The sequence below is a fragment of the Pseudomonas serboccidentalis genome (genome assembly GCF_028830055.1).
Lineage (GTDB): Bacteria > Pseudomonadota > Gammaproteobacteria > Pseudomonadales > Pseudomonadaceae > Aquipseudomonas > Aquipseudomonas serboccidentalis.
This window is the reverse complement of sequence record NZ_CP101655.1, coordinates 266,140-291,062: the sequence shown is the minus strand read 5'-3', so window position 1 is coordinate 291,062 and position 24,923 is coordinate 266,140. Positions and strand designations below refer to the sequence as shown.

The 24,923-nt window shown below is 58.6% G+C and carries 20 protein-coding genes and 1 pseudogene; 9 read left to right on the top strand and 12 right to left on the bottom strand.

The features are described 5' to 3' along the window. The first annotated feature begins 108 nt into the window (after positions 1-108). Positions 109-2,439 (top strand): TonB-dependent Fe(3+) dicitrate receptor FecA, encoded by a 2,331-nt coding sequence (gene fecA, locus NN484_RS01225; RefSeq protein WP_274658459.1) that lies wholly within the window; start codon positions 109-111, stop codon positions 2,437-2,439. Between the two features lie 211 nt (positions 2,440-2,650). On the opposite strand, the gene NN484_RS01220 is transcribed toward fecA, so the two are convergent. Beyond that, positions 2,651-3,055, bottom strand: coding sequence for an HPF/RaiA family ribosome-associated protein (locus NN484_RS01220; RefSeq protein ID WP_007968091.1), 405 nt, complete (start codon positions 3,053-3,055; stop codon positions 2,651-2,653). Between the two features lie 200 nt (positions 3,056-3,255). Next, positions 3,256-4,203, bottom strand: a complete 948-nt coding sequence (locus tag NN484_RS01215) for a LysR substrate-binding domain-containing protein (RefSeq protein WP_215501788.1) — start codon at positions 4,201-4,203, stop codon at positions 3,256-3,258. A 135-nt stretch (positions 4,204-4,338) separates the two neighbouring features. On the opposite strand from NN484_RS01215, the gene NN484_RS01210 reads away from it, so the two are divergent. From NN484_RS01210 to NN484_RS01200, 3 genes are all read left to right on the top strand, one after another. Beyond that, positions 4,339-5,715: an L-serine ammonia-lyase gene (locus NN484_RS01210; RefSeq protein WP_215501789.1), complete on the top strand. Its 1,377-nt coding sequence runs from the start codon at positions 4,339-4,341 to the stop codon at positions 5,713-5,715. Between the two features lie 86 nt (positions 5,716-5,801). After that, positions 5,802-7,103: an HAAAP family serine/threonine permease gene (locus NN484_RS01205; protein ID WP_274658458.1), complete on the top strand. Its 1,302-nt coding sequence runs from the start codon at positions 5,802-5,804 to the stop codon at positions 7,101-7,103. Positions 7,104-7,394: 291 nt separating this feature from the next. Next, complete coding sequence (locus NN484_RS01200; RefSeq protein ID WP_127651104.1) at positions 7,395-7,712, top strand: DUF3509 domain-containing protein; 318 nt, start codon at positions 7,395-7,397, stop codon at positions 7,710-7,712. On the opposite strand, the gene NN484_RS01195 is transcribed toward NN484_RS01200, so the two are convergent. Continuing rightward, entirely contained in the window at positions 7,709-8,209 is a 501-nt protein-coding gene (locus NN484_RS01195) for a phosphate-starvation-inducible protein PsiE (RefSeq protein WP_003221775.1), read from the bottom strand. The genes NN484_RS01200 and NN484_RS01195 overlap by 4 nt on opposite strands. A gap of 340 nt (positions 8,210-8,549) precedes the next feature. Here NN484_RS01195 and NN484_RS01190 point away from each other — a divergent pair. Continuing rightward, a pseudogene (locus tag NN484_RS01190) lies at positions 8,550-8,804 on the top strand (YebG family protein); the annotation flags it as partial. 180 nt (positions 8,805-8,984) lie between these two features. Here NN484_RS01190 and NN484_RS01185 read toward each other — a convergent pair. After that, a complete protein-coding gene (locus tag NN484_RS01185) occupies positions 8,985-10,004 on the bottom strand; it encodes a Glu/Leu/Phe/Val dehydrogenase family protein (RefSeq protein ID WP_127651106.1) in 1,020 nt (339 codons plus the stop codon). 184 nt (positions 10,005-10,188) lie between these two features. Between NN484_RS01185 and NN484_RS01180 the strand changes: the two genes are divergently transcribed. Further along, positions 10,189-10,992 carry a SirB1 family protein gene (locus NN484_RS01180; protein ID WP_274658457.1) on the top strand — a complete coding sequence of 268 codons (804 nt, stop codon included), beginning with the start codon at positions 10,189-10,191 and terminating at the stop codon, positions 10,990-10,992. Positions 10,993-11,078: 86 nt separating this feature from the next. On the opposite strand, the gene NN484_RS01175 is transcribed toward NN484_RS01180, so the two are convergent. From NN484_RS01175 to hmgA, 4 genes are all read right to left on the bottom strand, one after another. Further along, on the bottom strand, positions 11,079-12,434 hold the full coding sequence (locus NN484_RS01175) for an MFS transporter (RefSeq protein ID WP_215501792.1): 1,356 nt from the start codon (positions 12,432-12,434) through the stop codon (positions 11,079-11,081). Between the two features lie 159 nt (positions 12,435-12,593). After that, positions 12,594-13,229, bottom strand: coding sequence for a maleylacetoacetate isomerase (gene maiA / locus NN484_RS01170; RefSeq protein WP_127651109.1), 636 nt, complete (start codon positions 13,227-13,229; stop codon positions 12,594-12,596). A gap of 12 nt (positions 13,230-13,241) precedes the next feature. Continuing rightward, positions 13,242-14,546, bottom strand: a complete 1,305-nt coding sequence (gene fahA / locus NN484_RS01165) for a fumarylacetoacetase (RefSeq protein WP_215501794.1) — start codon at positions 14,544-14,546, stop codon at positions 13,242-13,244. A gap of 3 nt (positions 14,547-14,549) precedes the next feature. Then, positions 14,550-15,854: a homogentisate 1,2-dioxygenase gene (gene hmgA / locus NN484_RS01160; RefSeq protein ID WP_274658456.1), complete on the bottom strand. Its 1,305-nt coding sequence runs from the start codon at positions 15,852-15,854 to the stop codon at positions 14,550-14,552. Between the two features lie 165 nt (positions 15,855-16,019). On the opposite strand from hmgA, the gene NN484_RS01155 reads away from it, so the two are divergent. Beyond that, positions 16,020-16,805 carry an IclR family transcriptional regulator gene (locus NN484_RS01155; RefSeq protein WP_215501796.1) on the top strand — a complete coding sequence of 262 codons (786 nt, stop codon included), beginning with the start codon at positions 16,020-16,022 and terminating at the stop codon, positions 16,803-16,805. A 30-nt stretch (positions 16,806-16,835) separates the two neighbouring features. On the opposite strand, the gene NN484_RS01150 is transcribed toward NN484_RS01155, so the two are convergent. Next, entirely contained in the window at positions 16,836-20,318 is a 3,483-nt protein-coding gene (locus NN484_RS01150; RefSeq protein WP_274658455.1) for a dermonecrotic toxin domain-containing protein, read from the bottom strand. Between the two features lie 947 nt (positions 20,319-21,265). Here NN484_RS01150 and NN484_RS01145 point away from each other — a divergent pair. Both NN484_RS01145 and NN484_RS01140 read left to right on the top strand, forming a co-directional pair. After that, the gene (locus NN484_RS01145) at positions 21,266-21,712 is read left to right on the top strand and encodes a hypothetical protein (protein WP_274658454.1); all 447 of its coding nucleotides are present in this window, start codon (positions 21,266-21,268) and stop codon (positions 21,710-21,712) included. 13 nt (positions 21,713-21,725) lie between these two features. Continuing rightward, positions 21,726-21,983 (top strand): immunity protein, encoded by a 258-nt coding sequence (locus tag NN484_RS01140; RefSeq protein ID WP_215501799.1) that lies wholly within the window; start codon positions 21,726-21,728, stop codon positions 21,981-21,983. 52 nt (positions 21,984-22,035) lie between these two features. Here the strand turns inward: NN484_RS01140 and NN484_RS01135 are convergent, their stop codons facing one another. The 3 genes from NN484_RS01135 to NN484_RS01125 form a co-directional block, all read right to left on the bottom strand. Then, complete coding sequence (locus tag NN484_RS01135) at positions 22,036-22,947, bottom strand: SDR family oxidoreductase (RefSeq protein WP_127651114.1); 912 nt, start codon at positions 22,945-22,947, stop codon at positions 22,036-22,038. A 201-nt stretch (positions 22,948-23,148) separates the two neighbouring features. Next, on the bottom strand, positions 23,149-24,051 hold the full coding sequence (locus NN484_RS01130; protein ID WP_274658453.1) for an alpha/beta fold hydrolase: 903 nt from the start codon (positions 24,049-24,051) through the stop codon (positions 23,149-23,151). Further along, positions 24,051-24,833, bottom strand: a complete 783-nt coding sequence (locus NN484_RS01125; protein WP_127651116.1) for a class II aldolase/adducin family protein — start codon at positions 24,831-24,833, stop codon at positions 24,051-24,053. The genes NN484_RS01130 and NN484_RS01125 overlap by 1 nt, the downstream gene beginning before the upstream one ends. Positions 24,834-24,923: the final 90 nt, after the last annotated feature.

Here is a 24,923-nt window from a genome sequence, read left to right as displayed (position 1 = left end):
AAGAGGCTGCGATCTTTTGCTCTCGAAAAATAAATGAGCCGTTTTTCAGATCTGGCGTGACAGAGAAGGAAAGCCCCCCTTGATTCAACCTTCTCAGGATCACCCTTCATGCACCCGACCCGCCTCACACCCCTGGCCCGCAGCCTGCGCCATCTCGTTCTCGGCGCCAGCCTGAGCTTCAGCGCCCTGCCCGTCCTGGCCGCCGAAGCCAAGGCCTACCACATCGCCCCGGCGCCGCTGGAAAACGCCCTTAATCAGTTTGGTCGTGAGGCCGGCGTGCTGATTTCCTTCGGCTCGCAGATCACCCGCGGCGTGCAAAGCCGAGGCCTGGAGGGCAGCTACACCGCCGCGCAAGGTCTCGACGCACTGCTCGAAGGCACCGGCCTGCAAGCCCGTGCCGAGGGCAACAATGCCTTCAGCCTGCAACCTGTGGCCGACACGGCGCTGGAGCTGGACACCTCGAAAGTCGTTGGCGACTGGCTCGGCGATGCGGCGCAGGTCAACGTGTTCGAGCATCCGGGCGCCCGCGACGTGATTCGTCGCGAAGACTTCGAACGCCAGGGCGCGACTCAGGCGCGGGACGTGCTCAACCGCATCCCCGGGGTCAACGCCCCGGAAAACAACGGCACCGGCAGCCACGACATGGCGCTGAACTTCGGCATCCGTGGCCTCAACCCACGGCTGGCGGCGCGCTCCACGGTGCTGATGGACGGCATTCCCGTGCCATTCGCCCCTTACGGTCAGCCACAGTTGTCGTTTGCGCCGATCAGCATGGGCAACATGGACGCGGTGGACGTGGTGCGTGGCGGCGGCGCGGTGCGGTACGGCCCGCAGAACGTCGGTGGCGTGGTCAACTTCGTGACCCGCGCCATCCCGGATGAGCCGACGGTCAAGGGTGGTTTCCAGACGGAAACCAGTCCGTCGTCGAGCCATGACGGCTTCAAGACCAGCGCCAACCTGCTCGCCGGCGGCACCAATGAAAATGGCCTCGGCGGCGCGCTGCTGTACTCCGGCACCCGTGGCGGTGATTGGCGTGAGCATAGCGACACCGAGATCGACGACCTGATCCTCAAGGGCAAATACCAGCTCGACGAGGCCAACAGCTTCAATGCCATGGCCCAGTATTACGAAGGCAAGGCCGACATGCCCGGCGGCCTCAACGTCGCCGATTACGACGCCGATCCGTACCAGTCGACGCGCCTGAAAGACCAGTTCTGGGGGCGTCGGACGATGTTCAACTTCGGCTATCGCTATCAGGAAGATCGCCGCGAATTCACTGCCAACACCTTCTTCACCAAGACCCTGCGCAGCGGTTATCTGGATCAGGGCAGCTTCCTCTCGCTGTCGCCGCGCGAGTATTGGGTGCGCGGTTTCGAAACCCGTTTCGCCCAGGGCTTCGACCTCGGCCCGAGCAGCCACGAAGTCGGCGTCGGCTACCGCTACATCAACGAGGCCGGCCACGAGTTGCGCTATCGCACGCCGATCAGCAGCAACGAATACCCGACCACCAACAGCCGCAATGATCGCGATACCCGGGGCGGCACCGAGGCCAACGCATTCTTCGTCGACGACCGCATCGACATCGGCAAATGGACCATCACCCCGGGCGTGCGCTACGAGATGATCGAGTCGCAGCAGACCAACAATCTGACCAACGTCAAATACAAGGGCGACTACAACACTGCGCTGCCCGCATTGAACGTGCTGTATCACCTGAGCGACAGCTGGAATCTGTACGCCAATACCGAAGGCTCGTTCGGCAGCGTGCAATACAGTCAGATGCCCAATCGCGTGAGCAGCGGCGAAGTGAAACCGGAGAAGGCCCGCACCTGGGAACTCGGCACCCGTTATGACAACGGCGCACTGCGCGCGGAAATCGGCGCGTTCCTGATCAACTTCGACAACCAGTACGAAAGCAACCAGACCAACGATTCGGTGATTGCCCGTGGCGAGACCCGCCATCAAGGCATCGAGACCAGCGTCAATTACGCGCTGGACGACTTGAGCCCGGCACTGGCCGGTTTCGATGTGTACGCCACTTACGCCTACGTCGACGCGAGCATTCGTGAAGACGGGCCGAACAAGGGCAATCGCGTGCCGTTCTCCTCGAAACACAAAGGCACGATTGGCGTCGGTTATACCGAAGGGCCGTGGAAGCTCAACGTCGACAGCAGCTTGCAGAGCGACCAGTTCGCCGACAACGCCAACACCTCGACAGAAAGTGCCGACGGCAGCACCGGCAAGATCCCGGGCTACATGCTGTTCAGCAGCCGCGCGGGGTACGACTTCGGGCCGCAATTGTCGGATCTGAATGTGGCGGTGGGGGTGAAGAACATCTTCAACACCCAGTACTTCACCCGTTCGTTCGATGACAACAACAAGGGCAAGTACGTGGGTGAGCCGCGCACGGTGTATGTACAAACGTCTGTAGCTTTCTAAGAAATACGTCACCCACTGTGGCGAGGGAGCTTGCTCCCGCTCGGCTGCGACGCAGCCGTAAATCCTTGGCTGTTAACGCCGTTGCAGGTTTTGGGGCCGCTTCGCAGCTCAGCGGGAGCAAGCTGCCTCGCCACACTGTCACCAAAAGTAAAAAAAAACGGGCCTGCATTCGCAGGCCCGTTCTCATTGGGTGGCTTGGAAAATCAGCGCATCAACTGTTGATCGCTGCCTGTTCGTTCTCCAGAAACTCTTCTTCCAGCAGTGCGTCATTCGCCTTGCTGAATGGCACGATGGCGGCGCGGGGTTTGCCCCGCAGTTTGCCAAACAGGTGCTCCAGCGCGTGTTCCAGTTTTTCGGCTGCACCATCGATCGCCTGTTCCAGCGAATCGGCCTTATGGGTGACGGAAATCGGTTGATGGCCTTTTGGCCGCGCTTCCAGTTGGCAGCGCAAGTCATGGGGACCTGGTTTGTCACCGTTCTCGTCGCTCAGATGGACTTCGACACGGGTCAGGTCTTCTTCATAACGGTCGAGCGTGCTCTCAATGGTTGTACGTACCCACTCCTCCAGTCGTTTACTGCTTTGAATATGGTTATCGCTGTTGACTTGGATTTGCATAGTTCATCCCTTATTTCAGCTAGCTCGCAAGAGGCCTTGAACAGGATTTCGTGACCCCTTGATTACAACAATCGGCCCGACTGACGAACATTTCAACCCCTGAAAAAAGATAAATATTCATTCGCAAAAAAAGCCGGACAACCGAGCAAGTCACTGGTAAGGTCGGGAGTTGGGTCGCCTCGCAACCCTGCAAAATCTGCTCACAATTGCCCGTCGTTCAACGGGTGCAAACTGCGGAAAATCCCCGCCTCCTCCACCAGCCAGTCATGCACGGCGCGCACGCCCGGGTGGCTCAGCGCCCCTGGCGCATACAGCAACACGTAACGTTTGTGATTGGGCACCGACAGCCCGAACGGCACGATCAACGTGCCGCGCTCCAGCTCATCGTTGAGTAACGTCCGCCGGGCAATTGCCACGCCCATGCCGGCGATCGCCGCTTCGATGGTCAGGTGATTGCGATTGAAGGTGTGTCCACGCCGTACGTCGGCGCCTTCGAAGCCGATCGCATTGAGATAAAACTCCCATTCCGCATATTCGTAACTGCCGCGCCAGGCCGTGATGTCGTGCAGCAGCGGGAAATGCACCAGATCCGCCGGCCCGTGCAGCGGCGGGCGTCCACGCAGCAGGCTCGGCGCACACACCGGAAAAATCTGCTCATCGAGCAAGGCTGTGGATAACAGTCCCGGGTAGCTGCCGTCGTTCAGGTCAATCGCCAGATCAAAGTCGCCCTCGTACAACGGTACGCTGCTGTCCTCGGCCACCAGGCGCAATTGGATGTCGGGATAGCGCTGTTGCAAGCGCGGCAGGCGCGGGGTCAGCCATTTGCTCAGAAATGACGGAATCGAACGCACCCGCAGAATCCCGCTGATCATTCCGGCATCCAGTCGGCGCAATTCGGCATCGATGCTGCCGTAGGCCTCATTGACCGTGATCGCCAGCCGCTGCCCTTCCGCACTCAGCTCCACACCCCGCGCCCGACGATGAAACAGGCGAAAACCCAGGCGCTCTTCCAACTGACGAATCTGCTGGCTGACCGCCCCCGGGGTGATGTGCAGTTCTTCTGCACAGCGGGTGAACGACAGGTGCCGCGCGGCACAGGAAAACACCTGCAGCCAGACGTAGGTCTGGGCATGCAATTGACGACTCATCGTTTAGTCCTGCTAAAGGCTTTCTTAGGAAGTTTCGTTGGTCACGTAGTACCGAGGTGGGCAGTATCGCCGACATTGCGCTTGGCCTACAAAAAATGGCAGCGATTCCTACTCCATTGCTTGTAAGGCTTTAGCATGGCTATCAGTGTTTTCGATTTATTCAAGGTCGGCATCGGTCCGTCCAGTTCCCACACCGTTGGCCCGATGCGTGCCGCCGCGACCTTCGCCCAGGCGCTGATCGACCAACGCTTGCTGAACGATGTACGTCGGGTGGAAATCCGTTTGTACGGCTCGCTGTCGGCCACCGGCGTCGGCCACGCCACCGACCGCGCCACGGTCATGGGCCTGATGGGCGAATGGCCGGACAGTATCGATCCGGCGACCATCGACCCACGCATCCAGCAACTGCGCGAAAGCGGCCTGCTGCTCCTGGCCGGTCAGAAAGAAATTGCCTTCAACTGGCAGCACGATCTCCTGCTGCTGGACCAAAGCCTGCCCTACCACCCCAACGCCATGTCGCTGACAGCCTTTGGCGAAAGCGCCGAGCTGTTCACGCAGACGTACTACTCGATTGGCGGCGGTTTCATCATCGAAGCGGCGGAAGCCGAGTCCGGTGTGGCGCCTGCCGGTGATGTGGTGCTGCCGTATGAGTTTTCCAGCGCCGCCGAACTGCTGAGCCTGTGCAAGCAGCACAACCTGCGCGTGTCGGAGCTGATGATGGCCAACGAACGAGCCTGGCGCAGTGACGATGACATCCGCAACGGCCTGTTGCACATCTGGTCAGTGATGCGCGAGTGCGTCGAACAGGGTCTGCGCCACGAAGGCATCCTGCCCGGTGGTCTGAATGTGCCGCGCCGCGCCGCGAAACTGCACCGCAGCCTGTTGGAAATCGGCAAGCCGAATGTGATCAGTTCAACGCTGTCGGCGATGGAATGGGTCAACCTGTTCGCCCTCGCCGTCAACGAAGAGAACGCTGCAGGCGGGCGCATGGTGACGGCGCCGACCAACGGCGCGGCCGGGATCATTCCAGCGGTGCTGCATTACTACATGAAATTCAATCCGGACGCGTCCGACGATGACGTGGTCGCTTTCTTCATGGGCGCCGCCGCCGTCGGCATTCTGTGTAAGAAAAATGCCTCGATCTCCGGGGCCGAAGTCGGCTGCCAGGGCGAAGTCGGTTCGGCCTGCGCCATGGCCGCTGCGGGCCTGGCCGAAGTGCTCGGCGCGACCCCGGAGCAACTGGAAAACGCCGCCGAAATCGGCCTGGAACACAACCTCGGCCTGACCTGCGACCCGGTCGGCGGTCTGGTGCAAGTGCCGTGCATCGAGCGCAATGCCATCGCCGCGGTGAAGGCGATCAACGCCACGCAAATGGCCCTGCGCGGCGACGGCAAACACTTCATTTCCCTCGACCGGGTGATCCGCACCATGCGCGATACCGGTGCCGACATGCACGACAAATACAAAGAGACTTCACGGGGTGGCCTGGCCGTGAGCTGGGTGGAGTGCTGACGCGCATTCCCTGACCGCCCCGGCAGGCCGCAATCAGCGGTCTGCCAACCGTGAGCCCGAGCAAAAATAATAACGAGGCAAAAACGATGACCGATGTACGTACACCTGCTGCCGAAAATCCCGCTGTAGATCTCACACGCAACACCGAAACGGCCCACAAGGGCTGGAGCAAATTCGACACCACCTGGATGCTCGGCCTGTACGGCACGGCCATTGGTGCCGGCACCTTGTTCCTGCCGATCAACGCCGGTGTCGGTGGTTTCTGGCCGCTGTTGATTCTGGCGCTGCTGGCGTTCCCGATGACCTTCTTCGCCCACCGTGGCCTGACCCGCTTCGTGCTGTCCGGGCGTTCGGGCGACATCACTGAAGTCGTTGAAGAACACTTCGGCATCGGCGCCGGCAAGCTGATCACTCTCCTGTATTTCTTCGCGATCTTCCCGATCCTGCTGGTGTACAGCGTCGCACTGACCAACACCCTGAGCAGTTTTCTCGAACACCAATTGCACATCGCCCCGCCGCCCCGGGCGATTCTGTCGCTGGTGCTGATCCTCGGCCTGATGGCGATCGTGCGTTGCGGGCAAAACGTGATCGTCAAAGCCATGAGCGTGCTGGTCTATCCGTTCGTCGCCGCCCTGTTGCTGCTCGGTCTGAGCCTGATCCCCAACTGGAACGGTGCGTTCTTCGCCAGCGCCCAAGAGGCGATGCCGCTGTCGACGTTCCTCAAGACGATGTGGCTGGCGATCCCGGTGATGGTGTTCTCGTTCAACCATTCGCCGATCATCTCCGCCTTCGCTGTTGACCAGAAACAGCGCTACGGCGCCCAGGCCGAACGCAAGAGCAGCGGCATCCTCGCCATGGCCCACGGCATGATGGTGGTGACGGTGATGTTCTTCTGCTTCAGTTGCGTATTGGCGCTGTCGCCGGCGGATCTGGCAGCAGCGAAGGCGCAGAACATTTCGATCCTGTCGTACCTCGCCAACCACTTCCAGACCCCGGTCATCGCCTACGCCGCGCCACTGATTGCGCTGGTGGCGATCACCAAATCCTTCCTCGGCCACTACATCGGCGCCAGCGAAGGCTTTCAGGGCATGATCGTCAAGAGCCTGCGCGGCCGTGGCAAGGTGATGTCGGCGAGCTGGCTGAACCGTGCGACCGCGCTGTTCATGATCCTCAGCTGCTGGGCCGTCGCCACATTCAACCCGAGCATTCTGGGCATGATCGAAACCCTCGGCGGCCCGGTGATTGCCTGCCTGTTGTTCCTGATGCCGATGTACGCCATCCGCCGCGTGCCGGCCTTGCGCCAGTATTCGGGACAGGTGTCCAACGTGTTCGTGGTGCTGATCGGCCTGATTGCACTGTCGGCGATCATCTATTCGGTTCTGCCCTGAAACGGGCCACAAATGACCAAGGCGAGCCAGGTGCTCGCCTTTTTTATGCCGTATCCATTGTCCAACAATTTTCCCGGCATGCCCCTTGCTATACCCCTGTAGGAGCTGCCGAAGGCTGCGATCTTTTGATCTGCATGACGCACATCAAGACGCTGAAGATCAAAAGATCGCAGCCTGCGGCAGCTCCTACATAAGCAACACAGGCCACGGAATGGCCGATGATCCGGTATGGCGAACCAACCCGATCACGGCCGGTCAACAACTGCACGTTCAATCAGGCGGTGACGCATCATGGACAATCCTTTTCAGATCATTACCGATGCCTTCGCGCCGGACTATCAGATCAACCTGAGCATTCAGGGGCTGGACGGCAGCATCATGCTGACCCTGTCCAACAGCGGCCGCATCGTGGCCAAACGCATGATCAGCAGCGAACAACGCAATGATCCACAACGCTTGAGGCGGCTGGTGCAAAGCATTCAATTCGGCATCGCCATCGAACAGGGCCACAGCGCCATGGCGATCCTTGAAGCGATGACCAGCGGCAGCGGACTGCCCCCGCCACCGCAGCAAATCGACGGCCGGTCTCGACCGTCGGCTGGCCTTTAGAGTTCGCCTTTCTCGATCTCGGGGTGTTCACCGGAACCGGCGCCGAGTTTGCGTTGCGGCTTCTCGATCTTCACTGAGGGAAACTGCGACGAGGCGTAACGCACCACCAGGATCGAGAATGCCAGCAGCAGAATCCCGCCGCACAGGTAGATGATGCCCATGTCCGGCGGGTTGTGGTGCGAGACGTTGGAGATCAACAGGCGCGTCAGCGCAGTGATCGCCACGTAGATCAGGAAGCGCACCGGCATGTGGTTGGTCTTGAAATAAATCCCGACCATCGCCCCCAGTTCCAGATAGATGAACAGCAACAGAATGTCATCGATCTTGATGTGGCCCTCTTCGAGCATGCCGAGAAATTCCATCACCGCTGCCCACGCGGTCACCGCACCAATGGCGAACAGCGCCAGATAGTGGAAGGTCTCGACGAACAGGTTGCCCAGGGACTCGGCCAGTTGATGCACGTTTTGCCGCAGTTTCTCGGCCCAGTTTATTTTCACGATGATGTTCCTTAGCCCGACTCGGGCGGATGATGCGTGTTGGACGTGACGGTTTTCTGCACGTCTTGACGTTTCATGCAGAAAAGAGGCCACGCCATCATGGCGAGCCGGGGCAAAACCCGCGCCGTGGCGTTTGGTCGCACATGCCGGCCTGCACCGAACCCTGTGGGCGCGAGCTTGCTCGCGAATGGCCGCCACGCGGTCATCCCCTGACAAACCCTGAATCCGGTCTACATTAAAAAGCCACTACCCAAAGCGCAGGGATTCGCTTATCCTTTCGCTGTATATAAATACAGTAGTCGCTAAGACAACTAAAATGTGAAGGCATGTGAGGTGGTGAATGGCCGTCGAAGTGGTATACCGCAGCAGCCGAGATCTGGAGCGCTTGTTCATGGATAAAGCCGAAGCTGACCGTCATGACAAAATGCTCGAACTGGCCGAGATGCTGTCCGAAGTGTTGCAAAAAGCCGTTCCGTCGCTGAACGAGCAGCAGGTTGAAGAGGTCGGGATCTACATGGCGAAGAATCGCGATGTATTCGCCAAAGCCTTCAAGAGCCAGCCTGATGCGCTGTCGGAGCTGATCAACGCACCGGCCGAGCCAGTGGCTGAAGTGGCTGATGCCGCAGAGACGGCTGAAGCACCGGCCAAACCGGCAAAAGCGGCGAAAGCTGCCAAGTAATCATCGCCTGATCAAAAGATCGCAGCCTTCGGCAGCTCCTACAGGGAATACGCATTCCAAATGTAGGAGCTGCCGAAGGCTGCGATCTTTTGCTTTTCAGCGATACAAAACCTTCTCCGCCAACTCATCTGCCACCCGCGCCGGCGAGCGTTTTTCGGCCTGCGCATGGGCGAACACTTCGGTCAGTCGCGAAGAAATCTTCGACAGGTGCGCGGTGATCGTCCCCAGCTCTTCGCCGCGATGTTTGAGTGAAACGTAGATCAGGCCACCGGCATTGATCACGTAATCCGGCGCATAGAGGATGCCGCGCCGCTCCAGTTGATCGGCCACGTCCAGATGCGTCAGTTGATTATTCGCCGAACCTGCCACCGCCGAGCAGCGCAGTTGCGTCACCGTATGACTATTGAGAACCCCGCCGAGGCCGCACGGGGCAAGAATGTCGCAAGGCGTGCTGAGCAACGCATCGTTGGCGATCGGATGCGCGTTGAGCTGCTCCATCGCCAGTTGCACCTTGCCGTGATCGATGTCGCTGACCAGCAGTTCAGCCCCCGCCGCATGCAGTTGCTCGGCCAGGGCGTAACCCACGTTGCCCAAGCCCTGAATCGCCACACGCAGACCTTCGAGATTGTCACTGCCCAACCGCGCCATGGCCGTGGCACGAATCCCGGTGAACACGCCCATCGCCGCATGCGGTGCCGGGTCGCCGGCCGAGGTGGTGCTGGTGACGTGTTGGGTCTGCTGGGCGATGCAATCCATGTCCGCCACCGAGGTGCCGCTGTCGATGGCGGTGATGTAGCGGCCGTCGAGTTGCTCGATGCAGCGACCAAACGCTTCGAACAACGCCGCGCGATTTTCCACATGCGCCGGGCGCACGATCACCGCAACCCCGCCGCCCTGGGCAAGTCCGGCCAGCGCTGCCTTGTAGCTCATGCCCTGTGCCAGGCGAATGGCATCCTCGACCGCAGATTCATCGTTGGGATAGGCAAGATAACGACACCCGCCCAGGGCAGGCCCGAGGCGACTGTTATGAATGGCAATGACCGCCTTCAACCCGGTGATCGGGTCAACGCTGAGGTGCAGCGATTCCAGGCGAGTGCTTTGCATGAGAGCGAACATCGGCAGGCTCCCGAATCACTTCTGGTAGACGCCAGTATAGGCTTGCGCCCAAAAATTGCTGAAGCGCACCGGAATAAGCGCCCACGTCGACGGTGACTTTGCGGCATAACCAGAAACCGGCCAGGGTCAGCACTGGACGAATGACACGGACGGGGCTAAAACGAGGCATTCCCCGGAGATTCAGATGAGCCCGCGCCAACGTTTTTTCGAGTGTCTGCACCGTTCACCGCCCGCGCTGTTCGAAGCTGCGCTGTGGATGGCCGCCGAGCACGAAAAGACTTTGGACCCTCAGGCCTTGCAGGAGGAGTTCAAAGACCTGCAACAGCGCGTCAGCTACGGCTTGCCCATGCTGCCGGTCAGCGAACTGGCGCAGCCGTTGTTGCGGCGGATGAATGATCTGGGATTCGCTCAAGACGACTTTCTGCCACTGCGCCCACAGGCCGCTCTGGTGCATAAAGTGCTGCAGACCCGGCGCGGCCAGCCATTGGCTCTGGCACTGATTGCGCTGGAATTGGCGCGCGGCCTGGAGATCCCCTTGGTCGGGGTGAACTTCCCCGGGCACTTTTTGCTGCGAGTACCCGGCGCCGACCATTTGCTCGATCCCTGTGGCGGGCGCCGTCTGTACCCAAACGATTGCCGTGAGTTGTTGCAGCGCCAGTACGGTGCGCACCTAAAGCTCAACGCCGATCATCTGGCCACCGCCACCCCGCTGCAGATGCTTCAGCGCCTGTCACGCAACATGCGACAGCTGCATCTGGCGCACGAGGATTACATCGCCGCGCTGATCGATGCCGAACGCGTGCTGGAACTGGGCAGCGCCAGCGCCGCCGACTATCTGGCCCGCGCCAGCCTGTACCAACGCCTGGACTGCCCGAACGCCGAGCGCTTCGATCTGGAACATGCCTTGCTGCTCAGTGACGATCCGATTCAGCGGTTGCGCCTGACCGAACGCCTCGGGCACCTCCCTCCGAATTCCGTTGTTCATTAAAAAGCAAAAGATCGCAGCCTTCGGCAGCGCCTACAGGGGAATGTATTTCAATGTAGGCGCTGCCGAAGGCTGCAATCTTTTGCTCTTCAGGTTTTGACAGCCCCACCACTTCCAACTACCGGGACAAAATCGGAAGGTGCGCGCACCTGGATGATCAACAGCGCCGCGATGACCGCCGGAATCGCACAGAAGAAGAAAATCTGCGCCACCGGAATGTGCATCGCCAGCAGCATGCTGCCCAACAGCGGCCCGAGTATCGAACCGAATCGCCCTACCCCCAGTGCCCAGCCAGTACCCGTGGCGCGCACATGGGCCGGGTAGAAGTTACTGGCGAAGGCGTTCAGCGTCAGTTGTCCACCGATGATGCAGAAGCCGGCCGCAAACACGCAGGCCACCAGATAACGCGGATTGTCGTGATTCAAACCCAGCAGAATCGTACACAGCGCAGCCCCGGCCAATACCGCGCAGAGCAGGCGTACCTTGCGTTTCAAGCGGTCGGCGAACCACGCCATGCACACAGCGCCCAAGGTGCCGGCGAACAGGAACATCGAGGTCACCAGGTTCGCTTCATTGAGTGTCAGGCCGCTTTCGAGCAACAGCGTCGGCAGCCAGCTGATCATGAAATACAACAGAATCAGGCTGACAAAAAACGTTGCCCAGATCAGCAGGGTTGGTCGCGCATAGCCGTTGCGGAATAACTCGACCACCGTCAGTTTGCTGCCCTGCTCACGCTCGTTCTGCTCGACCGAGGCGGTCGGCGGTTGCCAGTCCGGCAGCATTCGCGCGGTGACTTTGCGCAGGCGCGCATAGGGCGGTGCGTCGCGCAGCAGACGCGGCAACGATTCCGGCAGCCTCCACCAGAGGAACGGAAACAGCAGCAGCGGTGTGACGCCACCGGCGAGAAACACCGCTTGCCAGCCGAAGCGATCGATGAACCCCGCGGCGACAAAACCGCCCGCCGCACCACCGAAGGAAAAACCACAGGCCGCCAGCGTCACCATCAAGGTGCGCAGACGCGGGGGCGAGTATTCCGACATCAAGGCCATGGCACTGGGCATCGCCCCGCCCATGCCGATCCCGCAGATAAAGCGCGCGATCATCAGAGTGTTCAGCGAATTGGCAAACACCATCAGCACGGTGAGGCTGGCGTAGATCAGCACGCAGGCGAGCAGAATCCGCCGCACGCCGAAGCGGTCGGCCAGTGGCGTCACCGCGAGCGAACCGAGCGTGAGGCCCAACAGATTGGCGCTGAAAACAGGCCCGAACGCGGCTTTCTCCAGCCCCCAGTCCTGCGCCAGGGCCGGCACCACATAACCCAGCACCTGGGCGTCATAACCGTCGGTGACCAGCAACAAGGCAAGCAGGATCAAGAGCAACCACTGATAGCGGGACACGGGACGGGCGTCGAGTGCCGCACGGAAGCTGGCAATCTGGTTGTGCATCGCAAGGTACCTGTTTTTGTTTTTATGATTTTTGTGTACGGCGCTGATCCCTTGCAGGAGTGAGCCTGCTCGCGATGGCGTCCTCACATCCAACCTGGATGCGACGGTTAAACCGCTATCGCGAGCAGGCTCACTCCTGCATTGGGACAGTGTGAAGCTTTACGGGGTATCAGGTTGATTAGCCGGATGCGCCTTGATGAACGCCGGATGTTCATCCGCCAGCGCCGCCACCCGACGAATCCGTGGATAAGCCTCTAGCGACACATTAAAACGCTCGGCCGCGTACAACTGCGGGATCAGGTACACGTCCGCTACGCACGGCCACTCGCCGAAACAGAAACCGCTGTCGCCGATCAACTGCTCGACGGTCGCCAGCCCTTGACCGATCCAGTGCGCAATCCACTCCACCACCTGCGGCTCTTCGTGCCCCAACTGGCGCAGTCGATTGAGCACGCTGACGTTATGCAGCGGATGCACATCGCAGCCGATCACCGCCGCCACACCGCGCACATGAGCGCGGGCAGCGAGGTCTTCCGGCAGCAGGGGCTGCTGTGGATAACGTTCTTCCAGGTACTCGATGATCGCCGGCGACTGAATCAGCAACTCGCCCTCATCGGTACGCAAGGCCGGCACCCGACCTTGCGGGTTGATCGCCAGATACGCCGCTTGCCGATGCTCGCCACCGGACGGCGCGATCAGGTTGACCGGCAGCGCCTGATAGTCGAGGCCCTTCAGCGCCAGCGCGATACGCACCCGGTACGACGAAGTGGAGCGGTAGTAGGTGTAGAGATCCATGATCCGCTCCTGTCAGCGCGCCGCCAGCACTTTGCCGCGGCACTCGCCGAAACCGATCGAGGCAAAACCGTCACGAGCGCAACGCGCGCGCAGGATGACTTCGTCGCCGTCCTCTAGGAATTTGCGCACTTCGCCGGAGGCCAGTTCGATCGGCTTTTTGCCGCCCTCAGTGATTTCCAGCAGGCTGCCGAACTGACCGCTTTGCGGGCCGGACAAGGTGCCCGAACCGAACAGATCACCGGCCTGCAACTGGCAACCGTTGACGCTGTGATGCGCGACCATTTGCGCGACAGTCCAGTACATGTAGCGGGTATTGCTCAGGGTCAGGCGATGGGCCGGCAGCTTCTGCTCGCGCATGGTTTCGGTGAGCAGCAGCACTTCCAGCTCGATGTCGAAAGCACCACCGTCCTGATCGCGTTTGTCGAACAGGTATGGCAGCGGTTGCGGATCACCTTGCGGACGCGCCGGTTGCGCGGTGCGGAACGGCTCCAGCGCTTCGGCGGTCACCACCCATGGCGAAACACTGGTGATAAAACTCTTGGACAGGAACGGGCCCAGCGGCTGGTATTCCCAGGCCTGGATATCCCGGGCCGACCAGTCGTTGAGCAGGCAGAAACCGGCGATGTGCTCGGCGGCGTCGCCGATGGCGATCGGCTCGCCCATTTCGTTGCCCGGACCGATCCAGATACCCAGCTCCAGCTCGTAGTCCAGACGTGCGCACGGGCCGAACGTCGGCTCGCTCGCACCGGCCGGCAGGGTCTGGCCTTTCGGGCGGCGCACATCGGTGCCGGAGGCGCGCACCGTGGAGGCGCGACCGTGGTAACCGATCGGCACGTGCTTGTAGTTCGGCAGCAGTGGATTGTCCGGACGGAACAGTTTGCCGACGTTCTGTGCGTGCTCGATGCCCACATAGAAATCGGTGTAATCGCTGATGCGCGCCGGCAGGTGCATCTGGCAATCGGCGGCCAATGGCAGCAGTTTTGCGCCTTGAGCTTCGATGGCTCCACGATGGCTGCTGCCCTCGCTGAACAACTCCAGCAGGCGAGTGCGCAACGCGACGCGAGCCTCACGCCCGAGGTCGAAGAAGGCGTTCAACAGCCCACCGTGCATGGCCTCGACTGCACTGCGAGCGACACCGTCGAACAGCCCGGCTTCGAGCGCCACCTGCAGATCGAAAATGTGTTCACCGATCGCAACGCCGGCACGCGGCGCCGAGCCGTTGAGGCTGAACACGCCCAGCGGCAGGTTCTGCAACGGGAAATCCGCGTGGCCGTTGGCCGAAGCAACCCAACTGCGGGTAATGGAAGTCTGAGTCATGGGTTATCTCCGGGTCGGGTCGAACGTGGCGGGCAGCGTGGCCCAGCAGGCGTCGTAATGGGATTGCAGTTGCGGGCAGTCGAGAGCGAAGCGGCTTGGGCGCAGCACCTGACTGGTCTCGAACATGAAGGCCATGGTGTTGTCGATCTTCGCCGGCGCAAGGTCAGCGTTGATCGCTTTGGTGCAGGTCTCGCCGTCCGGGCCGTGGGCGCTCATGCAGCTGTGCAACGAGGCACCGCCGGGCACGAAGCCTTCAGCCTTGGCGTCGTACTCGCCCTGGATCAGGCCCATGAACTCGTTCATCAGGTTGCGGTGGAACCACGGCGGACGGAAGGTGTTCTCGGCGACCATCCAGCGTGGCGGGAAGATCACGAAGTCGAGGTTGGCCAGCCCATGCACGCTGGTCGGCGAGGTCAGTACGGTGAAGATCGATGGATCGGGATGATCGAAACTCACCGTGCCGATGGTGTTGAAGCGGCGCAGGTCGTATTTGTACGGCACGTTGTTGCCGTGCCAGGCGACTACGTTCAGCGGCGAATGATCGAGCTCAGTGCCCCACAACTGGCCGAGGAATTTCTGCACCAGCGTCGTCGGCCGCTGCAGGTTTTCGTAGGCGGCGACCGGGGCCAGGAAATCCCGCGGATTGGCCAGACCATTGCTGCCGATCGGCCCCAGATCCGGCAGGCGCAGCGGCGCGCCATGGTTCTCGGCAACGTAACCGCGAGCCTGCGGATCAAGCAGTTCGACACGGAATTTCAGTCCGCGCGGCAGCACGGCGATCTCCAGCGGCGCCACCTCCAGCACACCGAGTTCGGTGGCAATGCGCAGCCGCCCCAGTTGCGGCACCAGCAGCAGTTCGCCGTCGGCGTTGTAGAACACCCGCTCCATCGAGCGATTCGCGCAATAGTTGTAGATGCTGATCCCGGCAGGCTTTTCCGCCGCCGAGTTGGCCACCATGCCGATCAGGCCGTCGATGAAATCGGTCGGCTCGACGGGGATCTCCAACGGATTCCAGCGCAGGCGATTGGGGGTCACTTCACCCAACGGGCCGCCGGCCAGTTGCCGCTCCAGTTTGACGAACGCCGGGTGATTGGCTGACGGCTGAATCCGGTACATCCAGGTGCGCCGCGCTTCACTGCGGGTCATGGTGAATGCGGTGCCGGAGAGCAATTCGGTATAGAGGCCGTACGGGGCTTTTTGCGGGGAGTTCTGGCCGATGGGCAATGCGCCGGGCAACGCTTCACTGCTGAACTCGTTGCCGAAACCGGACTGGTACGCCAGCTCCGACGCGTTTGAATCGAGGTTCATGGAGCCTCCTGAACAGGGAGTCGGCAGTGGCCCATCGCTCTGGCTCAGAGGTTTCGGCACGCCGGGGTTGTTATTATCGTAATTCGATTACGCATAACGTAATTTGCTCACTATCCAGCGTCAAGCTATAAAGACGCCCATTCGTTTTCGGATCCCGACCGCACCATGGAAAAAACCAGCGACAGCAACGGCAAACAGAAAGTCCGCTCCGCCGAGGTCGGCACCGACATCCTCAAGGCCTTGGCCGAATTGTCGCCCTCCACGTCCCTGTCGCGTCTGGCCGAACATGTACAAATGCCGGCGAGCAAGGTGCACCGTTACCTTCAGGCACTGATCGCCAGCGGGTTCGCCGAACAGAACGCCGCCACCAACCATTACGGCCTCGGACGTGAAGCACTGCGCGTAGGCCTTGCCGCCCTCAACAGTATGGACGTGCTCAAAGTCGCCGCCCTGCCCTTGGCCGAGTTGCGCGACGAATTGAATGAAACCTGCTTTCTGGCGGTGTGGGGCAATCAGGGTGCGACCGTGGTGCACATCGAGCCGGCGGTGCGTGCGGTGACGGTGGTCACGCAACTGGGGTCGGTATTGCCGCTGCTCAGCTCGTCGACCGGGTTGGTGTTCAGCGCCTATCTGCCGCATCGGGAAACCGATGAACTGCGCGAGCTGGAAATCGCCGTCGCCGATCATCCGCTGGCCGATGAAAAAACCTATGCCAGCCTGTGTGAACAAATCCGCGAGCGCGGCCTGCATCATGTGCACGGTCTGTTGATGCCGGGCGTGGACGCGCTGTCGGCGCCGGTGTTCAACGCGGTCGGGCAGATCGTCGCCGTGCTGACCATCGTCGGTCCGACCTCGCTGTTCCACGCCGACGAGAACGGCCCGGCGGCGCAGCGATTGCTGGCAGCCGCGCAGGCCGTGAGTTGGCGCATGGGGTACGAGAAAGCCCATTGATTCCTGCGATCTCCACGCGCCAGCCTGGGTTCAGCGCACTATCGTTTTGCTGATGCTTGACGCTTGATCCTTCAGCAACTCAGTGAAGAAATCGATCAACTGCTGATCTGCCGTTTTGTGACCCGCCGCCTCAGCGACGAATTGCGCCGCTGACCGAGCGTCATCGACCAAGCTGAGAAACGTTCGCTGAACGTTAGTCAACTTCTTGATCACCTCTACACTCTCGCCGGCTTTGGCTGCCTGGCCGAGCGTAAACAGACCAATCAACGCTTGCGCGCCATGTCCCAGGGCCGCCGAGTAGTCACCTCGTCTTTGCGCCTGTGCTCCGTCGTAAATACTTTTCATCATCTGAACCGCGACGACCACGGTGCCAATGGGTGGCACAACGAGACTGATGACACTCGCTACCTTGATCAAGCCATCGTAAATCAGCCCCGCAATAATCTCCTTCAAACTGGTGGTTCGCTCTGCGATATCACTCTGCACACGTTCGACTCTCCGATCGTGGAACTTGAAGAGATTGTGCAGCCTGGCGCGTTGCTGCGTCTTGATCGGAGGCCGGGTATCCACGGTCGCGACAAGGTCATCAAAATAATTATTGATCACTTCTCGATCGATCAGCGCAACCCGATCAAAGTAATAATCCCGCATAGGGCCAAATCGGTAACGAATGGAGGGAATGAAATCGCTGATTGGTCGATAAGCTACACCATCCGGCGCATCCGGCGTATATAACCAGTTTTGGAACTGGCTGGCGATGTCCAACCGAAGGATATAGACACCTGCAACAGTGCGGTCGTGGTCTTTTGTGAGACCCAGTTTATAGATATTGAATTCGTATAATCCTTCATCACCTTCCTCGATGGAATTAATGACCGGGTAGTGATAGACATCTTCTTTCAAGCTTCCGACAACACGTTGTAGAGCAGAAAATACCTCAGACCCAAACCTGCCATCGACATAGTTGGCGAGGATATCGTAGTGCATCTGACAGCGAACTTTCTTGGCGTGGACGGCGCGTTTGAATGCGTAGTCGGGATGCTCCCTGTCCAGATAGTCATTTCCGAGCATTGCCCTATATCTGTCGCCAGGGCGGAATGTTTTCGATAACGAGGAAAGATCGCGAATATCCAGTTGATCGATCGCGGGATGGCCACCCGTCAAAAAATACCTGGGGTCATATTTGCTCGGATATGCAGGATTGGCAGCTTCAAACGAAAGGCCTTCGATGAGCAGATCCGTGACACTTTTCTGAAAGTCGTCAGTCTGGACAATAATCTGATCGGGATTGACTTCGACACTTTGTCCTCGTGTATACAGCAGGCTTTCAAGGTTCTGTTTTACCGCATCGTAAGTAAAGCGTTCGTAAGAAGGGAAAGCATTGTCCCGCGCCTCAATGGTGGAGAGCGCCTTGAGCTCGGTGTTCAATCGAGCATAGCGTTTGCGTGCCTCGATCCCCAAGTACCGGTAAGGCGCAGGCGCGATAGCCTTGTGTAACGCAAGTTCACTCTGATAAGCGATATTGACGTCATTGAGCAACGGTACTGCGCCATTTGGGAAAAGTTCAGGGTATTGGGTATCCAGCCTGTACAGGTAATAGGTTGAGTCACGGCTGACACCTTGCAACGTTCCGGCATCGTTCAAATAGTCCGGATGAATCAATGACGCCGCGTATTCACGGTCAGCGGTCATGGCCGACTCAAACCAGTCGTTCAGCACGAATAAATCCGCAAACTTCATGAAAGCAAATTTACCTTCAGGCGTTCTCAGGTAAACCAGATACGTCGTACTTTCCCGTGCAAGAAACACCATCACATCTTTCAACGGTGGCCCTGGAAACTTCAGGCTCAGTTTTATTCCACGTATAGACACCGACAGGTCACCAGCCAACGCCGCTTCAATCACTTTTGCATCGGCATCACTGTAGACCCCAGAATGACGGGCAATGAAAAGCGCGAACGCCATCTTGCTACGCATATGGTCGCGGTAGGCCTGTGCAAACTCCGGCGATGGATCAGTGGGGAGACTGGATACAAACTGCGAGCGCAAGTTGATGTTGCTCAACCATCTCTCAAGTGCTGCTGCGGAAAATCCGCTACCGAGCGGCAACCCCTCGATACTGAGTTCGGCTTTGTAGCTCTCCTCATGCAGGCCAAAAATGAGGAACTCCATCAGGGTCCGGCTATCGATCTGCTCGATGGTGCGCCCACCCAGTTGCATTTTATGGAGGCTTCGTACCTCTATCGTCTCGGCATTCAGTTGCTCACCGAATGCACTCATTGCCCACTCGGAAAAACACCGCAAGACATAGTCTTTGAACGAGAAACTCTTGTCGAAAACCACTTGGTAGCTGGCGTGGTATTTCTCCATCGAATACTCAAGTTCGACGTAACGCTGCTGAATACTTTCACCGCCACTCTTCAACCAGAGTGGCCATTCCGTACGTTTGAGTTCTGCCTGTAACTGATTAAAGCGACGACCGATGTCATCACGCATCACCGTCAACACTTGATTGTCCTGCAATATCAGGCTGAACGCTTGAGTCTGTTCCTGCCGATCACGCATAAGGTTTGTAACTGTGTCGAGTTGTCCTTTCAGATAAGTCTCAACACAATAGGCCGCAACATTCTGCGTTGTTTTCGGAAAAGCAAATTCGCTACCAGACGCTGACACACGCGCCAGCAACTTATCGCGCAATTCAAAATTGCTGTTGAAATACTCGAAGCCATGGCCTGGCGCATGCATGACATAGCCCGTGGACTCGTTGATCAACTTCATTTCCGAATCCGTTCGCATCACATTATCAAGCACAAACCCCGGCCCCAGCGAAGATCGATAGTCGGGTTCAGGGCTGAACTCTATTTTGTAAGCACCCGCTCCACTCTCCAGACCCAACAAGTAGCTAAAGCGTGCCGCCATGCCATGGTCCATTACACCGGCCATGGCTTTTAAAGAAAGCTCTGCGGCAAGTACATCAAGATAGGCTTGCTGAAATGCCTCTTTATTCGTCTGCAGTGATTCTTCAGCGACCGCGGATTTTTCAGGGGCTGCCCAATATTTACGTATTTCCGAACGCAGGCTGCTTTCCAGGTTCCGTAACGCATAGGTAATGGATCCCTCGGCGTCAATAATACTGAACCCTTCGACTCTCATCTGATCGCTAACGGTATCGGGCAGGTAAAACACTCCATCTCCGCCGCCACTCAGATAGTTCGGCAATACATTGTTATCAAGACAATGGAGCAAGACATCAGAAAGCTTGCCCGAGGGACGCGTTTCAAGCTCATACGACCGGTCCGTGATATTGATGTAAACATTATCGATATCAATGGCCTTATTTCGACGTTGCAACTCTTGCCGCAGTGCCTGTCGAGCGATTTGCCGAACTGTCGGGATCGCATCCACAATTGCGAACACTCGACTCTGCACGGCGTTAGCCTTCTCCCACTCCGCTCTCCAGGTAACTTCCTCACCTTCAGAGCCGCGCATCAAACTTTTGTACAACTTATCCATCTTGAGATCCTATCTTTCATATTCAGTGATTGCGACATACCGCGTCACCGGGAAAGCGAAAGATAGATTCATTTTCCGAAAACAAGAAGAACCAGTTCATTTCAATAAATATAGATTACAAGCCATTAACAAAAACACAAAACCACACATCTATGATGACAACTTCAAAAATAAAAATACGTGCTCTATCATTACCGAGAGCAACAAATTCAATTATCCGAAATATAGAGCGAAGCGACATGTTTTTGGCTGCGAATACGCTGCCCAGGCCGTGCAGGGTGCCGTGGTGCGATCAGACTGTTACATGCCCCGTAACAGTGCATATCCGGAATTGCTATTTTTCCTTTGGGCTCGAGACCTTATTCTGAGCGGGCTTTCACGGCACACGCCGTACAGCACGAAGCCTTGGCCGGTGAGCAACTCGCACCCAGGCTGACCGATTTCAGATCAATCGATTCTTCGATTGATCGCCCCGGTGTTCACTGACGTTGATTTGTAGCTCCTTGATCCAACGTCTTACCTTGGCCGCTGCGTTTGCAGCGGCCTTTTTTATGCCTGATGAAAAACAGGCATCCAGTCCTACAAGAAACCTCCGAAAAATCCATCGGAAACTTCTTATTGCATAGCAGTACGCAACCCCGTCCTTTTACAAACCCTCGAAAGTTCACTCAACACTACAAGCAATAACTCACGGAGTTCTCAGACTTTTGAACTCAGGCTTGTTGCAACTTGAAACGACTCAAGCATTGCCCGGCGACAAGGATCGCATCGCCTGCAGCAGTGAGCTCTTGCACAAACCAATAACGTCATCACGCACATTCAAAAGGATATGAATATGCAAAATCCACCGAGGCTGCCCGACAGGCCTGGTTATCTTCAAATCGATACTGCGCTGGAAATAAAAGGCGTTGCACCTGACCATATGCGGCCAGGCCCGCGTACTTCGAATGACAATGGTGTTCAGCAGTCCGTACGCGGGAGGTTACGTCAAAGGGAAATACAGCGGTCGGATTTACAATCCAGAGCAGTCTGGTGGACCAATACTTGATCTGGACTGGCGCACAGCGGTCATCACAAACGCTGGAGTCATTTCGGTGAAACTACACGTAGCGAGGTTCAACCAATCAGATGCTAACGACGTCATGATTCAAAGATTAGAGAGAATTTGGAACGGGGATTTGAATCATACTGACACTGATCTGCGCTACTACACTCACGAATTGAGAGAGCTTGAGCGATACAGAAATTTTGGCTATAGCGATACTACATCCCCCTCTGATGAGTCTCCGATATGGAACAATGCGCACACCGCGACACTAGAGGACTACAAACTCGGCAGCGAATTGACTCTGCTCTACAACGAAGAGGCAATCAACGCAATGAACACTCAATGAGGAGTTTCGGCCAATGAGCACTGTCGAGAAAATCATAAAAAACGAACCGATTGCGGAAGTCATTTCACTCTTCGCGCTATGTTTTCACCCCATGCGCATCGATCAAATGTATGTACGCTATCGCAAGGACACTATTTCCCATGGTGTCTTTGTAGACACATACAACTCGTTATTCAGAGACGGCGTCTTGTCTTACGATGAAAATGGAAAAACAATCAAGGGTCCTAATTGGACACCGCCGGCATTCATGACAGAAAAACGTTACGACTAAAACAGAAAAAAACACCCGACCATCACTTCCATTGATCGGGTGGCTTAAGTAGTTAAAGCGAATACTTCTGCAAATTTGCCATCATCTCTTTCAGCGCCTCGATATTGTCCTTCGGATGCGCCGCGCCTTCGAAATTGCAAATCTGCTGCCAGTGCGCCGCCACGTCTTCCGGGGAGAACCCGCTGCGCGGATCGAACCCGGCGCCGAGGCTGCGCTCCCAGCGCACCTTGCCCATCCAGCCGCCGCCGACCTCGAACAAACCGGATGTTTCCTCGCATTGTTCACTGGCCAGGTACACCACCAGCGGGCTGACCAGTTCCGGTTTGAGCTGTTCGAACACTTGCGGTGGAATCAGGCCCTCGGTCATGCGCGTGCCACCGGTAGGCGCGATGGCGTTGACCAGGATGTTGTTCTTGCGCCCTTCAATAGCCAAGGTGCGGGTCAGGCCATAGAGGCCGAGTTTGGCCATGCCGTAGTTGGACTGGCCGAAGTTGCCATAGATGCCCGAGGTCGAGGCGGTGAAGATCACCCGGCCGTAGTTTTGCTCGCGCAGGTGCGGCCACGCGGCGCGGGTGACTTTGTAGGCGCCTTCGACATGGACGCGATAGACCAGATCCCAGTCGGCGTCGTCCATTTTGTGAAACGTCTTGTCGCGCAGGATCCCGGCGTTGTTCACCACCACGTCGATACGGCCAAAGGCATCGAGGGCGTTCTGCACCAGTTTGTCGCCGTCGGTGACCGAGTCGTGGTTGGCCTCGGCAATGCCACCGGCTTCGCGAATTTCCGCCACCACGCGATCGGCGGCGGAGGCGTTGGCGCCTTCGCCCTGGGTCGAGCCGCCGAGGTCGTTGACCAGCACTTTGGCGCCGTGCCGGGCGAACAGCAAAGCGTGCGCACGGCCCAGGCCACCGCCGGCACCGGTGACGATCACGACTTTATCTTCGAAACGTACGGACTCATTCATCGCAGGAACTCCAGCAGGCCGAGGGACAGTGACCCCGAGTGTCAGGCACGGGGCTTTCGGTCACAACGAATACGGCTGAGGCTGAATAGTGCGCGATAAGGCTGGGGGATGATGAACCAAAAAATCAAAAGATCGCAGCCTGCGGCAGCTCCTACACCGATCTTCTGCAGGAGCTGCCGCAGGCTGCGATCTTCTGATCTTTCAGGAGCACGCCACTTTGCGCGGCGGCAACGCCAGGTGATCTCGAAACGCCAGGTAATGCTTGAGCACCTGCACCGGCGCTTCGATCTGTGGATAGTGGCCAATGCCCGGCAACAACACGGTGTCGGCGTCGGCAATCAACTGCCGGTAACGCTCGACCATGTGCGCCCCGGAGATCGGATCGACTTCGCCATCGATCACCCGCAGCGGGATCTCATCGCGCTGCATGGCCGCCACCCAGCGGTCGCGCTGCACCCGGCGCTCGGGGATATAGCCGATCAGTTTGTGCATGATACGTGGACCGCGATGGGTCTCGATCAGGCTCCAGAAATCATCCAGTTCGCTTTCAGTAGGGCCGGTCTGCGGGCCGAAGATCTGCCGGAAACTTTTCACCAGGCCATCACGGGTGAAGGCCCGGCCAATCATCCAGCCCAGCGGGCTGAGCAGCAGTTTTTGCATCAGCACCGGGCGATGGGTTTCCGGGAACAGCCCGCCATTGAGGAATACGCAACTGGCGACCGCGATCCGGTTTTCGTAATGCCGGGCGAGCAGTTCCTGGGCAACGCTGTCGCCGTAATCGTGGGCCAGAATATGCAGCGGTTGCTCGACCTGAAGATGCGCCAACAGCGCCTGTTGCAGGTCGGCCTGCTCCAGCAGGCTGTAACTGTGATTCAACGGTTTGGCCGAATCACCGAAACCGAGCATGTCGCAGGCGATCACCCGATAACGTTGGGTCAATGGCTGCCACAGGTAGTGCCAGTCCCAACTGGCGGTCGGAAAACCGTGGATCAGCAGCAGCGGCTCACCCTGCCCCGCCGTCCAGTAACGGATCGACTGGCCGCGAAAGACAAACGTCCGGCTGCGCTTGCGCCAGACACACAGAGGAATCTCGGCAAGAGGCATTAGAGTTTATATCCGGGGTCTTGTTTATCGAGTTTGCGCAGCAACGCCGGCCAGGCCAGCGCGCCGCCCATGCCTTGAGCGCTTTTGGTCACGCCGGCGATCATCGCTTTGGCGCCCGCCAGAATCTGCGGTTCGATGGCGATCAGTTCCGCGCCGCCGGTTTGCGCCATGACCTGAATGTCGCAGGCGCGCTGGAAGGTGAACATCATCAGAAACGTGTCGGCGATGGTGCCGCCACAGGTCAGTAACCCGTGGTTGTGCAGCATCAGGAAATTGTTGTCGCCCAGATCGGCCTGCAAGCGGGCCTTTTCTTCGTGGTTCAGCGCCACGCCTTCATAGGCGTGATAGGCCAGACTCGACAGCACGAACAGCGATTGCTGACTGATCGGCAACACCCCTTGTTTTTGCGCCGACACCGCGACACCGGAGGCGGTGTGGGTGTGCAGCACACAGACCACATCGTGCCGCACTTCGTGCACGGCGCTGTGGATGGTGTAACCGGCGGGATTGATCTCGTAGGGGCTGTCCATGAGCTTGTTGCCGGCCTGATCGACTTTGACCAGGCTCGACGCGGTGATCTCATGGAACATCAAGCCGAACGGGTTGATCAGGAAGTCTTCGGTGCCCGGAACCTTGGCGGAAATGTGGGTGAAGATCAGGTCGTCCCAGCCATGCAGCGCGACCAGACGATAACAGGCGGCGAGATCGACCCGGGTCTGCCACTCCGCAGCACTGACCTGATCTTTGACATTAAGGGACGACTGGACCGGGGCTACGCTCACTGTATGCACCTCTGTTCTTGTTGTCTGGCACGTGTGAGCAGTCTAGTCAGCCCCCGGAACTCACGTAGTTGCATTGGCAGCCAGCTTGAT